13 protein-coding genes are annotated in these 17,129 nt (G+C 68.7%); 9 read left to right on the top strand and 4 right to left on the bottom strand.

What is annotated here, in order from left to right:
• Position 1 precedes the first annotated feature (1 nt).
• The 9 genes from asnB to E0H73_RS02995 all read left to right on the top strand — a co-directional run bounded on the left by asnB (position 2) and on the right by E0H73_RS02995 (position 13,493).
• On the top strand, positions 2–1,921 hold the full coding sequence (gene asnB, locus E0H73_RS03035) for an asparagine synthase (glutamine-hydrolyzing) (RefSeq protein WP_131350832.1): 1,920 nt from the start codon (positions 2–4) through the stop codon (positions 1,919–1,921).
• Positions 1,922–1,948: 27 nt separating this feature from the next.
• Positions 1,949–4,147 carry a bi-domain-containing oxidoreductase gene (locus E0H73_RS03030; protein ID WP_131350829.1) on the top strand — a complete coding sequence of 733 codons (2,199 nt, stop codon included), beginning with the start codon at positions 1,949–1,951 and terminating at the stop codon, positions 4,145–4,147.
• Positions 4,144–6,105 (top strand): heparinase II/III family protein, encoded by a 1,962-nt coding sequence (locus E0H73_RS03025; protein WP_202867175.1) that lies wholly within the window; start codon positions 4,144–4,146, stop codon positions 6,103–6,105. Before E0H73_RS03030 ends, E0H73_RS03025 begins: the two co-directional genes overlap by 4 nt.
• Positions 6,106–6,182: 77 nt before the next feature.
• A complete protein-coding gene (locus E0H73_RS03020) occupies positions 6,183–7,397 on the top strand; it encodes a Wzz/FepE/Etk N-terminal domain-containing protein (RefSeq protein WP_131350826.1) in 1,215 nt (404 codons plus the stop codon).
• On the top strand, positions 7,394–9,028 hold the full coding sequence (locus tag E0H73_RS03015) for a YveK family protein (RefSeq protein WP_131350823.1): 1,635 nt from the start codon (positions 7,394–7,396) through the stop codon (positions 9,026–9,028). Before E0H73_RS03020 ends, E0H73_RS03015 begins: the two co-directional genes overlap by 4 nt.
• Positions 9,025–10,272, top strand: coding sequence for an O-antigen ligase family protein (locus tag E0H73_RS03010; RefSeq protein ID WP_131350820.1), 1,248 nt, complete (start codon positions 9,025–9,027; stop codon positions 10,270–10,272). Before E0H73_RS03015 ends, E0H73_RS03010 begins: the two co-directional genes overlap by 4 nt.
• Entirely contained in the window at positions 10,269–11,471 is a 1,203-nt protein-coding gene (locus E0H73_RS03005; protein WP_131350817.1) for a glycosyltransferase, read from the top strand. The genes E0H73_RS03010 and E0H73_RS03005 overlap by 4 nt, the downstream gene beginning before the upstream one ends.
• 34 nt (positions 11,472–11,505) lie before the next feature.
• Positions 11,506–13,119 (top strand): right-handed parallel beta-helix repeat-containing protein, encoded by a 1,614-nt coding sequence (locus tag E0H73_RS03000; RefSeq protein WP_131350814.1) that lies wholly within the window; start codon positions 11,506–11,508, stop codon positions 13,117–13,119.
• Positions 13,120–13,124: 5 nt separating this feature from the next.
• Positions 13,125–13,493: a hypothetical protein gene (locus tag E0H73_RS02995; RefSeq protein WP_131350811.1), complete on the top strand. Its 369-nt coding sequence runs from the start codon at positions 13,125–13,127 to the stop codon at positions 13,491–13,493.
• A 41-nt stretch (positions 13,494–13,534) separates the two neighbouring features.
• Here E0H73_RS02995 and E0H73_RS02990 read toward each other — a convergent pair whose 3' ends face one another.
• The 4 genes from E0H73_RS02990 to E0H73_RS02975 all read right to left on the bottom strand — a co-directional run bounded on the left by E0H73_RS02990 (position 13,535) and on the right by E0H73_RS02975 (position 17,125).
• Positions 13,535–14,137 carry an RNA polymerase sigma factor gene (locus E0H73_RS02990; RefSeq protein WP_131350808.1) on the bottom strand — a complete coding sequence of 201 codons (603 nt, stop codon included), beginning with the start codon at positions 14,135–14,137 and terminating at the stop codon, positions 13,535–13,537.
• A 92-nt stretch (positions 14,138–14,229) separates the two neighbouring features.
• Entirely contained in the window at positions 14,230–15,756 is a 1,527-nt protein-coding gene (locus E0H73_RS02985; RefSeq protein ID WP_238163774.1) for a sugar transferase, read from the bottom strand.
• 272 nt (positions 15,757–16,028) lie between these two features.
• A complete protein-coding gene (gene pspAA, locus E0H73_RS02980; protein WP_131350805.1) occupies positions 16,029–16,304 on the bottom strand; it encodes a PspA-associated protein PspAA in 276 nt (91 codons plus the stop codon).
• The gene (locus E0H73_RS02975) at positions 16,301–17,125 is read right to left on the bottom strand and encodes a PspA/IM30 family protein (protein ID WP_131350802.1); all 825 of its coding nucleotides are present in this window, start codon (positions 17,123–17,125) and stop codon (positions 16,301–16,303) included. The genes pspAA and E0H73_RS02975 overlap by 4 nt, the downstream gene beginning before the upstream one ends.
• Positions 17,126–17,129 lie beyond the last annotated feature (4 nt).

Below are 17,129 nucleotides of genomic sequence, written 5' to 3'. Positions count from 1 at the left end.
GGTGTGCGGCATCGCCGGCTGCTACCAGCAGCACGACGGCTTCGCGCTGGCCGAGACGATGAGCGACCGGATCGCGCACCGCGGTCCGGACGCCGACCGGGTCTACGCGTTCGACGAGGGTGATGTCCGGGCGTTCCTGGCGCACCGCCGGTTGTCGATCATCGACCTGTCGTCGGAGGCGGACCAGCCGTTCACCAAGCGCGGCCTGACGATCTGCTACAACGGCGAGCTCTACAACTACAAGGAACTCCGCGCCGAGCTGTCCAAGGCCGGCGTCGCGTTCCGGACCAACGGCGACACCGAGGTCGTGCTGGAGGCCTGGCGCCGCTGGGGTCCGGACGCCCTCAAGCGGTTCCGTGGCATGTTCGCGTTCGCGATGCTGGACGAGGACAGCGGCAGCATGTACCTGGCCCGCGACCCGCTCGGCATCAAGCCGCTGTACTTCCTGCGCCGCGAGGGCGGCGTGGTCTTCGCATCCGAGCTGAAGGCGCTGGTCGCCGCGGTCGGATCGGAGCTTCGGACCGAGCCCGGCGCGCTGATCGCGTCGATGCTCTACTACTGGCTGCCCGAACAACGCTGCGCGATCGATGGTGTGGAGAAGCTGCCACCGGGTTCGTGGGCGGAGTTCCGGCCGGACGGCAGCAGCCGGCACGAGACGTACTGGCGCGTGACCGACATCGCGACCCAAGCGGCCGCCGGGCCTCGGGCAGACCTGCGGACAGTGATCGAGGAGTCGGTCGCCGCGCACATGGTCGCCGATGTGCCGGTGTCGACGTTCCTGAGTGGTGGTCTCGACTCCAGCCTCGTCACAGTGCTGGCGAAGCGGCTCGATCCTGGCGTCGACTCGTACACGATCACGTTCCGCGCGGAGGACCAGCGACTCGAGGCGATGCCCGACGACGCGATCTATGCGCGCAAGGTGGCGCAGCAGTTCGGCATCAAGCTGCACGAGATCGAGATCGCGCCGGACGTGGTCGATCTGCTTCCGCGGATTGTCGACACGCTGGACGAGCCGATCGGTGACCCGGCCGCGATCAACACGCTGCTGATGTGCGACACCGCTCGCGCCGCCGGCGTGAAGGTGCTGCTGTCCGGGATGGGCGCCGACGAGCTGTTCGGCGGTTACCGCAAACACCTCGCCTGTGTGATGGGAGCGCAGTACCAGCGGCTCCCCGGCGTACTGCGGAACGGTCTGATCGGCCCGGCGATACGGCGGATGCCGGTCACGGTGAACGGTCGCGGACTGCGGTACGCCCGGTGGGCGAAGCGGTTCCTGACCTTCGCGGATCTGCCGGAGGAGACGGCGTTCCGGCGCAGCTACACGATGTACGACGGTGACCAGCTGACCGGACTGCTGAGCCCGGACCTGGAGCCGTACGTCGGGAAGCTGCTGTCCGAGCACAGCGACATCTACCACGACACGACGCTCGACGATCACGTGAACCGGATGTGCCTGGCTGACTCGCGGATGTTCCTGCCCGGGCTGAACCTGGCCTACACCGACCGGTCCAGCATGGCCGCGTCGACCGAGGTCCGGACGCCGTTCGTGGACCCGATCGTCGCTGCCGCGGCGTTCTCGATCCCGGGCAGCGAGAAGATCCACCGCCGGGTCAGCAAGCTCGCGTTGAAGAAGGCAGCCGAGGCGTGGTTGCCGAAGGAGATCATCTACCGGCCGAAGGCGTCGTTCAGTGCGCCGCTGCGGGCCTGGGTCCGCAACGACCTGCGTGAACTTGTCGACGACACGCTGCTGCGCGGCGAACTCGTCGGCAGCGGCTTCCTCCAGCAGGCCGCCGTACAGCGGCTGGTCGACGACGAGCGGGCCGGGCGCGAGGACTACTCGAAGCAGATCTGGCAGCTGCTGACGCTGGAGACCTGGACCCGGCACATGCGCTCCCTGGGCGTGACCATCACCTCACTCTGACGGCTCGACTCTCTCTGAAGGACTGGCATGAAACAGGTTGCACAGAACTACAAGTCCGGTGAGCTCGCGGTCCTGGACGTGCCTCCGCCCACCTGTGCGCCGGGCGGCGTGCTGGTCCGCTCGCTGTACTCGCTGATCTCCACCGGCACCGAGCTGATGAAGGTCGGCGAGGCCAAGCTGTCCATGCTCGGCAAGGCGCGGGCGCGGCCGGACCAGGTCCGCAAGGTGCTGGATTCGGTGGCCCAGCAGGGCGCGGTCAACACCTACAAGAAGGTGATGAACAAGCTCGACTCGTACACGCCGCTGGGCTATTCGCTGTGCGGCGTGGTTGTCGAGGTTGGCGCCGGGGCCGAGGAGTTCAGCGTCGGGCAGCTGGTCGCTGCCGCGGGCAACGAGTTTGCGCTGCATGCGGAGTACAACTGGATCCCGGTCAACCTGTGCGTGCCGGTGCCGGACGGCGTACCGCCGGAGCAGGCCGCGTTCTCGACGGTCGGTGCGATCGCGATGCACGGCGTACGGCAGTCGGAGGTGCAGCTCGGCGATACCGCGGTGGTGATTGGGCTCGGACTGGTCGGACAGTTGGTTGTGCGGCTACTGGTTGCGGCCGGGGTGCGGGTGTTCGGGATCGACACTGTCGATGACCGGTGCCGGATGGCGGAGAAGGCCGGGGCGCTGCACTGCTCGTCCGCCGACGAGGCGGGGATCGCGTCGCTGGAGCGGTCGATTCTCGAGGCGTCCAACGGGCTTGGTGCCGACCACATTCTGCTGGCGGCCGGTGGTCACTCCAACGGTCCGGTGGAGACCGCGGCCCGGCTGGCGCGTGACCGTGCCCGGGTGGTGGACATCGGCAAGACCCGGCTCGACCTGCCGTGGAACGCGTACTACGACAAGGAACTCGACGTCCGGTTCTCCCGCTCGTACGGCCCGGGCCGGTACGACGACCGCTACGAACTCCAGGGCATCGACTACCCCGCCGGCTACGTCCGCTGGACCGAACGCCGCAACCTGGCGTGCTTCATCGACCTGATCGCCCGCGAACAAATGGACATCGGCTCCCTGATCGCCGGCACCTTCCCCATCGCCGACGCCACAGACGTCTACCAACAACTAAGCACAGGCACCCTCCCCGGAGTCGGCTTCCTCTTCGAGTACCCGAACGCCACGCCGCCGCAGAGCGCCGACGCCGGCGCGGGAACTACGGAAACCACAGGAGCGGTACCTGTTACTACTACCCGCCGGCGGGAGCCGGCCGGGGGGCCGGCTTCCGCCGGTGGAGCTCGGTTGGGGTTCATCGGGGCGGGGAACTATGCGTCGAGCATGCTTCTGCCTCATCTGCAGAAGAACGAGCACGCTGTCCTGGCGCGGGTGGCGACGAACAAGTCGTTGTCTGCCGCGAACGCACAACGCAGGTTCGGGTTCGAGCAGCTCTCCACCGACGCCAACGAAGTTCTCTCGGACGACAGCTTGGATGCGGTGTTTGTGGTTACCCGGCACAGTAGTCATGCGGAGTTGGCGTGCCGGGCGTTGGAGACCGGGAAGGCGGTCTTCGTGGAGAAGCCGCTGGCGCTGACCACCGAGGACGTGGACCGAATCGTCGCCACGGTCGATGCCACCGGCAACGACCGGCTGATGGTCGGGTTCAACCGCCGGTTCGCTCCCCTGCTCACCGACCTGCGGGACCGGTTCGGAGACCCGGGCGGCAACTACTCGCTGCGCTACCTGGTCAACGCCGGCCGGCTCGATCCGTCCAGCTGGTACCTCGACCAGGACAAGGAGGGCAGCCGGTTCGGCGGCGAGGGCGGTCACTTCATCGACACCCTGGCCTGGTGGCTGAACAGCCCGCCGACCGAGGTGTACGCCGTACCCGGTCCGGAAGCCGGCGACGTCATCGTCACCCTGCGGTTCGCGAACGGTTCGGCCGGCCAGATCACGTACGTCGGCGGCGGCAACGCCCGCTTCCCGAAGGAGACGCTGGACATCACCGGCGGCGGCCGCAACGGCCGGCTGGACAACTTCCAGAGCGCCTCGGTCTGGGCCGGCCGGAAGCCATCGACCCGCAAGGCTCGCGGCACCGACAAGGGCCAGCGGGTCGAGCTCGAACGCTTCGTCGCCGCGGTCACGTCGGGCGGCCCGATGCCGATCTCGTTCGACTCCCTGATCGCCACCACCCGCGCGACCATCGCCGTCGACCGGAGCCTGGCCAGCGGCCGTCCGGAGATGGTGTGAGCCGCCAGCCCCTGGGTTGGTACGTCCGCCGCTTGCGGCGGATGTCCCCCACCGAGCTGGCCTGGCGGACCCGCGACCACGCACGTCGTACCACCTGGGCGTATCAGCAGGTCAGGCCCGGGCAGGACGTGCAGGTGCATCCGCCGGTGCGCAAGGAGCTGACCTTCGGTACGACGCTGCCGTCGCACGCGGCGGACGCCGTACCGGAGGAAGCGCGCAAGGCGATCATCGCGACCGCGGACGCGATCATGGCCGGGAAGCTCGAGGTACTCGGCGCCGACCGGACGGATCTGCGCTCGCCGGACTGGTTCCGCGACCCGACCACCGGCCGTCGGTCCGACCCGGCGCAGTACACGTTCCGCCTGAACCACCGCAACGAAGAACTGGTCGGGAACGTCAAGCAGGTCTGGGAGTTGTCCCGGCACCACCACCTGACCCAACTGGCCGCGGCCTGGTACCTGACCCTCGACGACGCGTACGCCGACCGCGTCGCCGAGCACTTGAACGACTGGTGGCGGTCCAACCCGTTCCTGTCCGGTGTGCACTGGGCGAGCGGGATCGAGATCGGCATCCGGCTGATCAGCTGGACCTGGATCCGGCGACTGCTGAACGACTGGCCCGAGGTCACCGATCTGTTCGAGCACAACGAACTCGCGCTCCGGCAGATCTACTGGCACCAGCGCTACCTGGCCGCCTTCCGCAGCCGCGGTTCGTCGGCCAACAATCATGTGATCGCCGAGGCCGCCGGGCAACTCGTGGGTGCCTGCGCGTTCCCGTGGTTCACCCAGAGCACGCACTGGCGCGACGAAGCGGCCGCGCTCCTCGAGAGCGAACTGGACGCCAACACCTTCCCGTCCGGCGTGAACCGCGAACTCGCGACCGACTACCACCGTTTCGTCTCCGAGCTCGGCCTGTACGCCGCACTCGAAGCGGACACGGCCGGCCATCCGCTGACCGAGAAGACCTGGGCACTGCTGACCCGCACGATCGATGTGGCCGCGGCGATTGTCGACAACACCCTGCGGCCGCCACGCCAGGGCGACGACGACGAGGGCATGGTGCTGGTCCTGGATCCGCCGAATGTCAGCAATTGGTGGGCGTTCCTGTCCCTCGGCGCCGCCGTCGTCGGTCGCGCGCCCTGGTGGCCCGAGGTCCCGGTCACGGCGACCGCGGCCCTCGTCGGTGCACTTGTAGACGGTCGACAATCCGATCGTCCAGCCGAACGCCCAGAGCATTTCGAGGACGCCGGCTTGACGATCCTGCGCAGCCGCGACGCTGGGCCAGAGATCTGGTGCCGAGCCGACGCAGGCCCACACGGCTTCCTCTCGATCGCCGCGCACGCACACTGCGACGCGCTCTCACTCGAGGTCCGGGTCGGCGGCGTCGACGTCCTGGCCGACCCAGGCACGTACTGCTATCACGGCGAGGAAGCCTGGCGGAACTACTTCCGCTCGACCATCGCCCACAACACCGTCGAGGTATCCGGCTCCGAGCAGTCCGACCAAGGCGGTCCGTTCCTCTGGTTGCGCGGGGCAACAGGCCGGGTACGCCGGTACGCCGCCGATGGTGATGTGGCGACGTGGGACGCCGAACACGACGGCTACCGATCCGGCGACAACCCGGTGACACACCGGCGAACCGCCGTACTGGATCACGGAGTACTGCGGGTCGAGGACCGGCTCGATGCGCAGGCCGGCGTACGGATCGCGTGGCATCTCGGGCCGGAAGTGACCGTCGACCTGGACGGGGCGACCGGGCGGCTGGAGTGGCCGAACGGCTCGGCCGTCGTCGAGTTGCCGGCCGGACTGAGCTGGTCCGCGCACCGTGGTGACGACGATCCGTTGCTGGGCTGGTACTCACCGCGATTCGGGCACAAGGTGCCGATCACGACCCTCGTCGGTACCGGAAACCTCACGGCGGACGGCCCGGCGGTCAGCACATTTCGATTCCGGTCTTGACCGGAGATCGCTGTATCAGCCCTCGGTGACCGCCCTCTATTACAGGACACCATCGTGGCGTTCGACTGGAGGGGACTGTGAGCGCACAGCAGCTCGACGTCAAGAAGTCCTGGCGGGCCATTCGCAGGCACCGCCTGATCGTGGCTGCCGTGGCAGCGGTCGGCCTGCTCGGCGGAGTTGCCGCCGGGTTCTTGGTGCCGCCACTGCACACCGCCACTTCGCTCGTGGTGCTGCCACCACCACCGGCGGCCGACTCGGAGAAAGCGACCGGCACACAGAGCATCGAGACACAGGTGTTCATCGCCGAGAGCGAGCCGGTGCTGCGCAGCGCCGGCCAGAACCAGTCGCCGAAGCTGTCCAGCGAGGTGGTCAAGGGCCGCGTCAAGGTCACCGCCGTCACCGACGACGTCATCCAGATCGACGCCAAGGGAAGGACGGCCGGTCAGTCGATGCGACTGGCGAATGCTGTCGCCGAGGTCTACCTGGTCTTCGTCACCACGGACCAGAAGCTGCCCGGCGACCTGGGGAAGAAAACGGGGGCACGGGTCTTGGAGCAGGCGACTACCGCACGGGGCGGGAATCTCGCGATTCATCTGGGGATCTTCGGGTTGCTCGGCGCACTGATCGGCGCCGTGGCCGGCTCGATCGGCGTACTGGCGAAGGTCCGTGGCGACCGGCGGCTGCGGCTGCGGGACGAGATCGCGGACGCGGTCGGGCTTCCGGTGCTGGCATCGGTGTCGTCGTACCACGCCAACGACGTGTCCGACTGGGCCTATCTGCTCGAGCACTACTCACCGACGGCCGTCGAGGCCTGGAGTCTGCGCAAGACGCTGCATCACCTCGGCCTGGACGTGAAGGGCGGCGGGCCGGTCTCGCTGACCGTCATCTCGTTCACGGGTGACGACAAGGCGCTGCCGCTCGGTCCGCAACTGGCGGCGCTCGCCACGTCGATCGGCATCACCACGTCGATCGTGGTCGACTCGCACCAGGAGCCGGAAGGCACCACCGCGTTGAGCATCCACCTGGTCGTCGTCGACCGGGAGGCGCCGCACCTGGTCGGCGCGGAGCACACCACCAACACGATCGTCGCCCTGTCGGCCGGCACCGTGACGGCCGAGGAACTGGCCCGGCTGGCGGTCGCGGCCGCGGCCGACGGCCGCAACATCGACGGCCTGGTCGTCACCGATCCCGACCCGACCGACCGCACCATCGGCCGCGTCTCGCAGTCGATGCGCCGGTCCAGCTCGCGGCTGCCAACCCTCCTCACCGGTACCGCGAGGAGGGGCAAATGAGTAACCAGCCCTACAACGAGCCCGTGGTGAGCCAGCCGGCCTGGACCGACGACGATGGTCTGTTCGCCGACGACGGACCGTCGACCGCATACCCGCCGGATGCGCTGGTCACCTTTCGGTTTCTCCGCGACGCAGTCCGGCGGCACCTTCGGATCTGGCTGATCGTCGCCATCGTCGGACTGGCCGGTGGCCTGGCCTCGACCGTCGTGGTGCCGACCCCGAACGTGTCCTCGACCCGGCTGCTGCTCACCCATCGCGATGGTGAGGACCCGGCCAAGGCGATGGCCACGGATGTCAGCCTGGCGACCACGCACACGGTGGCGCAGCGGGTGATCGACCTGCTCAAGCTGCCCGAGACCCAGGACGACCTGCTCAAGGAGTACACCGCGGGCGCCAAGACCGACCGGGTGCTCGAGATCTCGGCCTCGGCGAAGACTCCTGAGCAGGCGACCAAGCTGGCGACCGTCGTGGCGCAGGTGTTCCTGATCTACCGCAAGGAGCAGATCGCGCTGCAGGACGCGCCGTTGCGCCGCGACCTGACCGCGGCCCAGAGCGACCTGGCCGTGGCCGAGCAGGCGGTTCGCGCCGCCGGCGACGATCCGGACGAGCTGAAGCGCCCGACCAGTCCGGAAGCGATCCGGCTCGGCGCCGCCCGCGACCGCGCGCAGTACGTCGGGCAGCAACTGCTCGACCAGCAGGTCCAGGCGTCGCGGATGAACAGCAGCCGGATGCTCGACGCGGCCGCGCCGGTGCCGGTCTCGGCCAAGCGGACGATCGCGATCAACGCGGCCACCGGCCTGCTCGCCGGACTGTTCGTCGGTCTCGGCTTCGTCATCGTGCGTGCGCTGATCTCGGACCGGCTGTGGAAGCGGCAGGACATCGCCCGGGCGCTGGGCGCCCGGGTCCGGCTGAGCAGCGAACGGCCGTCGCGCTGGCGGCTCCTGCCCTATCCGCGGTTCCTGAGCGACTCGCAGCGACGGCAGCCGGAGGTCCGGCTGATGGTGCAGCACCTCGACCAGCGCATCTTCTGGGGCGAGCGTCCGACACCGGCCATGGCCGTGGTCAGCGTCGACGACGTGAAGACCTGTGCCCTGGTGGTCGCGTCACTGGCGGTCGCGCTGGCCGAGGAAGGCAAGCACGTGCTGGTGGCCGACCTGACCGAGACCGGCAGGCTCGCGGGCATGCTGGGCGTCAAGACTCCCGGCACGCACGAGTCTCGCTTCAGCGAGCCCGGGCGGCGCATCGACGTACACCGCCCCGACCCGGACCGCGGACCCGCGCAGGGCTGCTACCTGCGCCTGAGCGACTCCAACCGGCCGTCGAGCTCGGGTGACATCGCCCTCGACTCGGCCTGGGAGGTCGCGGACCTCGTTCTCAGTCTGACCACCCTGACGCCGGAGATCGGCGCCGATCACCTGGCCACGTGGGCGTCGCACGCCGCTGTCGTGGTGACCGCGGGCCAGACGACCACGACCAAGATCCAGGCCACCGGCGAAATGCTGCGGCTGGCCGGACTCGAATTGGACACCGCTGTCGTCCTCCGTCCGGACCACACCGACGAAGGTGTCGGCATTGCCGAGGCCGAGGCCGGTACGCCGCGGACGGTGGACATCGAGATGTTCGGCCGATGACGACGATCACCACCCGGTGGAGCACGCAGCTGGCCACGCGACTCGGCCACCGCCCGACCAGGCGGGTGGTCGCGCCCGAGGTCCGGCGGCGCCGGCGGGTCCAGCTCACCTGGGCACTGCTCGTGCTCAACGTGATGACGTTCTTCCCGGGCGCACCGCACTTGCTGCCGATCCCGGGATCGCTCGGCAAGCTCATCGCCCAGGGAGCCCTGGTCGGTGCACTGATGATGGCGCTGTCGGTCAACCGGCCGGTCCGGATCCGGCCGAGTGTGTTCATCTTCCTGTTGATGATGCTGGCGGCGGAGGGCCTGCTCGCCAGCGTCCGGGCCGAGTTCCTGTTCGGTGCGCTGTTCCGCGCCGGACGCCTGTTCACCTTCGCGATGGTGCTGTGGCTGCTGACACCGTGGTGGACCCGCCGGGACCTGCTGCTCGTCCGAACGCACCTCCTGGTCTTGTGGACCATCCTCGGATCGGTCGTCATCGGACTGCTCGTCGCGCCCGGGGTGGCGCTGACCGAGGACCGGCTCGGCGGCACCCTGTGGCCCATCCCGCCGACGCAGGTCGGGCACTATGCCGCGGTGGCGGCCGGCCTCACGATCGTGCTGTGGCTGTCCGGGCTGCTCCGGCGCGGAGTCGCGCTCACCAGCGTGCTGGTGGCCGTTCCTGTGTTGCTGCTGACGCATACCCGGACCGCGTTGGTCGCGCTGCTGGCCGGCGTACTGATCGCGGGGCTGAGCCTGTTCACCGCGCGGTCGCGGGTGCGCAAGTCGTTCGCGATCGGCTTCGCCGTCTTCTCCGTCGGGGCACTCACCCTCGGCTCGGTGGTGGCGACCTGGCTGGCGCGCGGGCAGGACGCCGAAGAGGTGACCGCGCTGACCGGCCGCCGGGCTGTCTGGGACTCGATCCTGGCCCAGCCGCGGTCGGCCTTCGAGACCCTGTTCGGCTTCGGCCTGTCCAACAAGTCCTTCAACGGTCTGCCGATCGACAGCAACTGGCTCGGCACGTACTACGACGTCGGGCTGGTCGGGGTCGCGATCACGATCATGCTGGTGCTGTTCGTCCTGACCGCCGCCTGGTTCCGCCCACAGGGCCCGCATCGGGCCCTCGCACTCTTCCTGGTCGCCTACTGCGTGGTCGCGTCGTTCACCGAGAGCGGTCTGAGCGAGGCGTCGCCGTACCTGCTCGAGCTGACGCTGGCGGCGTCACTCGTGTACTCCACATCCACCCGTGAAGGAGTGCGATGAAGATCCTGCTGGTGCACAACCGGTACCGGTCGACCGCGCCGAGCGGCGAGAACCGGGTGGTCGACCAGGAGAGCGAGGCGCTGACCGCGCTCGGCCACGAGGTCCGGCACTTCGAGCGGCACAGTGACTCCATCGAGGACTGGCCAGCGTGGCAGAAGGCGACGCTGCCCGCCCGCGTGGTCTGGAACCCGACGAGCCGGCGCGACCTCGCCGCCGCACTGGCCGAGGACCGGCCTGACGTCGTTCACATCCACAACACGTTCCCGCTGCTGAGCCCATCCGTGTTGTACGCGTGCCGCAAGGCCGGCACGCCGGTCGTGATCACCTTGCACAACTACAAGCTGCTGTGCGCCAGCGGCGACTTCTTCCGCAACGGCGAGGTGTGCCACGACTGCGCCGGTGGTAACCCAACGTCTGCGGTGATCCACCGCTGCTACCGGGGATCCGCGCTGGCGACCTCGACCACGGTGCTCAACGCCCGGAGCCACCGGCGCAGCTGGCGCCGCCTGGTGTCGGCGTACATCTTCATCTCCGAGTCGCAACGCCAACTCATGTCCGCGATGGACTTCGATCCGGACCGGACGTTCGTCAAGCACAACCTGGTCCCGTACGACGGCCCGGTCGGCGGACCGCGGCAGCGCCAGGTCACGTACGTCGGACGCCTGGACGCGGCCAAGGGCGCCCCCCTGCTGATGAAGGGCTGGGACGCGTACCGGGCCATCGCCGGTGACGACGCGCTCCGGCTCGTGATCGCCGGCGGCGGCCCGATGCTGGACGAGGTGACCGCCTGGGCGGCAAGCAGACCGTCCGTCGAACTGCGCGGGATGATGACCAAGCCGGAGGTGTTCGAGCTGATCCGCTCGTCCCGGGCGGTCGTCCTGCCGTCGGAGTGGGAGGAGACGTTCGGCCTGGTGGTGGTCGAGGCGATGGCTGTCGGCGTACCCCTGCTGGCATCCGGCCACGGATCGTTCCCGGACCTGATCACCGACGGCGTCGACGGCGCACTGTTCGAGCCGGGTCGTCCGGACGCGCTCGCCAAGCTCCTGCTCGACGTCGACACCTCCCCCGACCGGTACGACGATCTCGGCCGGCAGGCCCGGACGACGTACGAGAAGAAGCACCAGCCACACCAGAGCATCGATCAACTGCTCGACATCTACCGGTACGCGATCGAGCACCCGGTAACCGCCACCGCCTGAGTCCGAGGTCCAGATGCCCCCCGAAGGAAACGCCATGGAACAACGCGACCCGTCTCCGGGACACGCGTGGTACCGCCGCCCGCCGTTCCTCATCGCCACGGCCTCGGTCGTGGTCGCCGCGCTCGTCGTGGTCGGGATCGCCATCCTCGACGGTGACGCGGGGTCGAAGGCTCAGTCCAGTCCGTCCGCCTCCCCCGCGGCCACCGAAACCAACGTCACCGCACCGACAACGCCGCCGGCGCGGGTCTGCGGCAATGCCAAGGCCCTGACCGGTCCGGCCAAGGCTCCGTCCGGCGCGATCGTGGTCGGCACGGGCCAGAACCTCAACGAGGTCACCAACGCGCATCCGGCCGGTACGACGTTCTGGCTGTCCCCGGGCACGCACCGGGTCGGGACCGGGCCGTACGCCCAGGTCATCCCGAAGGACGGCAACGTCTACATCGGCGCGCCCGGCGCGGTCCTCGACGGCGGGAAGCGCAACCGGTACGCCTTCACCGGGTACGCCGCCGGCGTCACGGTGAAGAACCTGACCATCCAGAACTTCGGCGCACCGCGGACCAACAACGACGAGGGTGTGGTCAACCACGACGCCGCCTCCCGCTGGACGATCCAGGCCAACACGATCCGCCTGAACGCCGGCGCCGGACTGATGGTCGGCGACCACAACGTTGTTCGCGGCAACTGCCTGCAGGACAACGGCCAGTACGGCTTCAACGCCTACAACCCGGGCAAGGTCAAGGGCATCACGATCGAGAAGAACGAGATCGCCGGCAACAACACCGACGACTGGGAGAAGCTCAAGAAGGGCTGCGGCTGCACCGGCGGCGGCAAGTTCTGGGAGGTCACCGGCGCGGTCGTGCGCGGCAACTGGGTGCACGACAACCTCAGCGCGGGACTGTGGGCGGACACCAACAACACCGGGTTCGTGATCGAGGGCAACTACATCTCCGGCAACTTCGCCGAGGGCATCGTCTACGAGACCAGCTACAACGCCGGCATCCGGGGCAACACCTTCACCCGCAACGGTCTCGACAAAGGCCCGCGGAACCAGGGCTTCCCGACCCCGGCGGTGTACATCTCCGAGTCCGGCAGTGACTCGCGGGTGACGGGTGTCTACAACAAGACCTTCGAGATCAGCGGGAACGTCTTCACCGACAACTGGGCCGGCGTCCTGCTGTGGGAGAACGCCGACCGGTTCGCCGGATCGCCGGCCAACACCAGCACCGGATCGGGCACACTGGTCAACCCGACGGTGGTCACCGCCAAGACCTGCAACTCGAGCACCATCCACAACCAGCCGTACATCGGCGACTGCCGGTGGAAGACGCAGAACGTGCGGGTGCACGACAACGTCTTCAGCCTCGAACCGGACAAGATCGGGAAGACCTGCGCGTTCCGCAGCGGCTGCGGCTTCAACGGGTTGTTCTCCAACTGGGGCACGTTCCCGACCTGGTCGCCGTACCAGAAGGCGACCGTGCAGGACGCGATCACGTACCACCAGGGCAACCGGTTCTTCAACAACACCTACGCCGGTCCGTGGAACTTCATCGTGCACGAGCAGGGCAACCGGGTGAACTGGGCTTCCTGGCAGGGCGCGCCGTACGGGCAGGACCCGGACAGCGTGATCAAGGTGCAAGGGGAGCGCTGAACACCGTGATCGGGCCTCCTGAGCGTGCCGCCGGCGAGCAGATCGCACTGCTCCGCTCGGTCGGGTACGCCGCGTTCGGGCGGCACGAGCGGGATCTCGACGTCCTCGACGTGGTCTTCGACAGCCTCGTCGACGCCCCGGACAGCGGCGACGTACGGCGGCTGCGGTTCGCCGGGTACGGCATCACCCTGGATGTCGACGTACACGGACAGACCGACCTGACCGTCGAACTGCGGGTCTCCCCGTCCGGACCGGTGATGGTCGAGTCCCGCGGTGCCGACGACGGACCGACCGCGGCCCGGCTGGTCAGCTTCCTGCTCCGCTGGCCGGGCAGCACACAACGGCCGGTCCGGACCGCCTGGATCATGCTCTGATCAGACGGATCCGGACCAGCCGCCGGATACAGGCTCCTGCTTCAGGAGGCAAGCAGCAGTCTGAGTTTCTCCAGGCACCGGCCGCGGATCGGGCCGATGCTGCCGATCGGGATTCCGATCGTCGCCGAGATCTCCGCGTACGGCGCGGGCGGGTCGGCCATCAGCATGCCGAGCAGTTGTTGCCACCGGTCCGGCAGGCTCTCCAGAGCCCGCCGTACGTCGACCGCCCGCTCGTCGGCGAGTAGATCCGCGTCCAGCTCCGGCAGATCGCCGGGAACCCCCTCGAACGCGGCCGACTCGTAGGTGAGCAGGACCCGCTTGCGGAACGCCAGCACCCGCAGGCATTCGCGGCGGGTGGTGACGACCAGCCACGCGCCGACCCGCTCGGGGTCGACGCGGTGGATGTGCTCGAGCAACCGCAGCCAGACCATCTGGGACACGTCCGCGGCGTCGCTGTCGCTGAGCCGGAAGCTGCGGGTCACGGCCCAGACGAGCCGCGCATAGTGGTCGACCAACCGGCTCCAGGCGCCCTGGTCCCCGGACGCGGCCTGGATCACCAGGGTCGCGGCCTCGGACCGGACGACGGCAGCGTCGTCGGCCGTTTCCTGATCAGTACCGGGCTCGGCACTGAGTTGCTGCATCATGAATTCCCCCCTCGGGAATGCACCGCGTGTTCTGACGTCCCCCGACGTGGTGGTGCGTTGACTCGCCCGGCCGGCAGATGGCCGGGCGGGTTTCAGTAGGCGCCGTCGCTTCCCAGGACGGCGCGGGCGGTCTTCCACAAGATCAGCAGGTCCAGCGCGATCGACCAGTTGTCGGCGTACCGCAGGTCGAGCCGCATGGACTCTTCCCAGGTGAGATCGCTGCGACCGCTGACCTGCCAGAGGCCGGTCAGTCCGGGCTTCACGAGCATCCGCCGCGCATCGTCGATCTGGTACTTCGCGACCTCGGCCGGCAGTGGTGGCCGCGGGCCGACCAGTGACATGTCCCCCCGGAGCACGTTCACCAGTTGCGGCAGCTCGTCGATCGAGAACCGGCGCAGGTACTTGCCAACCTTCGTCACCCGCGGGTCGTCGCGGAGCTTGAACAGCACCCCGTTGCCCTCGTTCAGCTTCTGCAGTTCGGCCTTGCGTTCCTCGGCGTCGGCCACCATGGTGCGGAACTTCAGCATCGAGAACTGCTCACCGCCGCGGCCGACCCGGGTCTGCCGGAACAGCACCGGCCCGCGACTCGTCGCCTTCACCATGACCGCGGTCACGATCAGGATCGGCGACACCGCCAGCAGCAGCATGCAGCCGAGCACCCGGTCGAAGATGGTCTTCAGCAGGTGCGGACCGCCGCTGACCGACGGCCGCTCCAGGTGCAGCAGCGAGAGTCCGGCGACCGGTCGGATCGAGATCCGCGGTCCGGCCACCTCGACGATGCCCGGCGAGACGATCAGTTCGACACCGCGCTGCTCCAGCGCCCAGGACAGTTTCCGCAGCGTGTACCCGGCCAACTCGGGGTCGGCGGCGACCGCCACCACCTCGACGTCGAACTGGTCGACCGCGGCCAGGATGTCCATCTCGGTCCGGCCCAGCCGCTCGGGGGCCGGCTCCTCGAAGGCGTCACCCCGCGGCAGGCAGGTCGCGACCACGATGTAGCCGTCGGACGGCCGCTCCTCCAGGTGGTGCCGCAGTGTGGTCACCTGGTCGTTGCGTCCGACAACGAGCACCCGGCGCATGCACCGGCCGGCGAACCGCCGCCAGGAGATGCTGCGGTGCAGCACCCACCGGCCGAACATCGCCGCCAGGCACGTCATCGGCACCGCCAGGATGACGAAACCACGAGCGACCTCGCTCTTGGTCGCGTACGACGTGATGGCGACCAGGGCGGTCAGTGCGACCGCGGCCCGGATGATCGAGCGGAACTCCTCCGGCCCGGTGCCGAAGTACCGGGTCTCATAGCCCCGCTGCAGCGCCACACAGGCCAGCCAGGCGATCGGCAGCAGCGCGCCCACCAGGATGTAGCCAAGGTTGATCTGGGCCCCGAACCGGGCCACCAGCGCGAGCGAGCCACCGGTCACGGCCGCGGCCAGGTCGGCCGCGAGCGCGGCCCGGCGGTACCTACCGACCCACCGCGCCTCGGTGAACCGGGCCGACAGCGGCACGATCGCCGGGATCTCGTCCGGTACCACCCAGACCGGCCGACGACGCTCCCCCGACGGCGCCGGCCGTAGATCAGCCGAATCGGCCAACCCCTCGGACATGACGAATTCAGTCACGCACAGTCACCCCCCACAGGTGAAAAGCGACGCCCGTGACCAACCCACACCCCGTCACGGACCTCGATGAATGCCGCCCCCACAACGGCATTGACCCAGAGAGTACTACGGGATCGCCTGCTCTGACAGTACCCGGGGCGAGTGTTTACCCGTGCGCAATCCAGTCAACAGACAAAGACCCCCGGAGCCCGATTTCCAGGCTCAGGGGGTCTCGTATCGACTACAGCAAGTGATCGGCCGCCGGGTCGGGACGGCGATCGCCGGCAGTGTGTTCAGCCGGCGATCAGGCCGTCACCGCTGATCAGCTCGCGCATCTCGCCCAGCGTGCTGTCGCCCGGCGGCAGGATCGCGTCGGAGTCGTGCAGCTCGTCGTCCGGCAGCTTGTCGCCGGCCCGGACGAACTCCAGCAGCGCGGCGAAGGAGGTCTTGAAGCCCGCCTCGTCACCGGCGGAGACAGCCTTCTCCAGATCGGTGTCGACCGCGTTCAGCTGGTCCAGCTTGTCGTCGGCCAGTCGCCACTGACCTTCGCCCATGATGCGAACGATCATCGAACATCACCGTCCTGCGGCCGGGCGGGCTCGGCGGCCGGCTGCTGCGCCGGCTGCTGGGCAGGCGCCTGCGCCTGGGCCGGACCTGGCGTGTCGCCGGACAGCTCCTTCGGTGCGCTGCCACCGGCCAGCTGCGCCTTCATCGCGGCCAGCTCGCTCTCCACGTCGGAGCCGGACGACATCCGCTCCAGCTCCAGCGTGATGTTGTCCTTCGCCGTACCGCTGGCGTCGTCGAGCGCGCCGGAGGCGAGCAGCTCGTCGATCGCGCCGGCCCGGGCCTGCATCTGCTGGGTCTTGTCCTCGGCCCGCTGGACCGCCAGTCCGACGTCACTCATCTCCTCGGAGATGCCGGAGAAGGCCTCGTTGATCCGGGTCTGCGCCTCGGCCGCGGTGTAGGTGGCCTTGATGGTCTCCTTGCGGGTCCGGAACGACTCGACCTTGGCCTGCAGCCGCTGGGAGGCGAGCGTCAGCTTCTCCTCCTCACCCTGCAACTGGGCGTGCTGGGTCTGCAGATCGTCGATCTGGCCCTGCAGCCCGGACTTGCGGGTCAGGGCCTCCCTGGCCAGGTCCTCACGGCCCATCGAGAGCGCCTTCTGCGCCTGGTCCTGGAGCTTGCTGGACTGGGACTGCAGCTGGGAGGCCTGCAGCTCCACCCGCTTGCGGCTGGTGGCCACGTCGGCCACACCTCGCCGCACCTTCTGCAGCAGCTCCAGCTGCTTCTGATACGAGTAGTCAAGGGTTTCGCGAGGATCCTCGGCCTTGTCCAGGGCGGAATTCGCCTTGGCCTTGAAGATCGTCGACATCCGCCTGAAGATGCTCATCGAT

The sequence above is a fragment of the Kribbella pittospori genome (assembly GCF_004331465.1).
GTDB lineage: Bacteria > Actinomycetota > Actinomycetes > Propionibacteriales > Kribbellaceae > Kribbella > Kribbella pittospori.
Note: the sequence above shows the minus strand (reverse complement) of the source record. Positions and strands in the feature narration are given on the sequence as shown.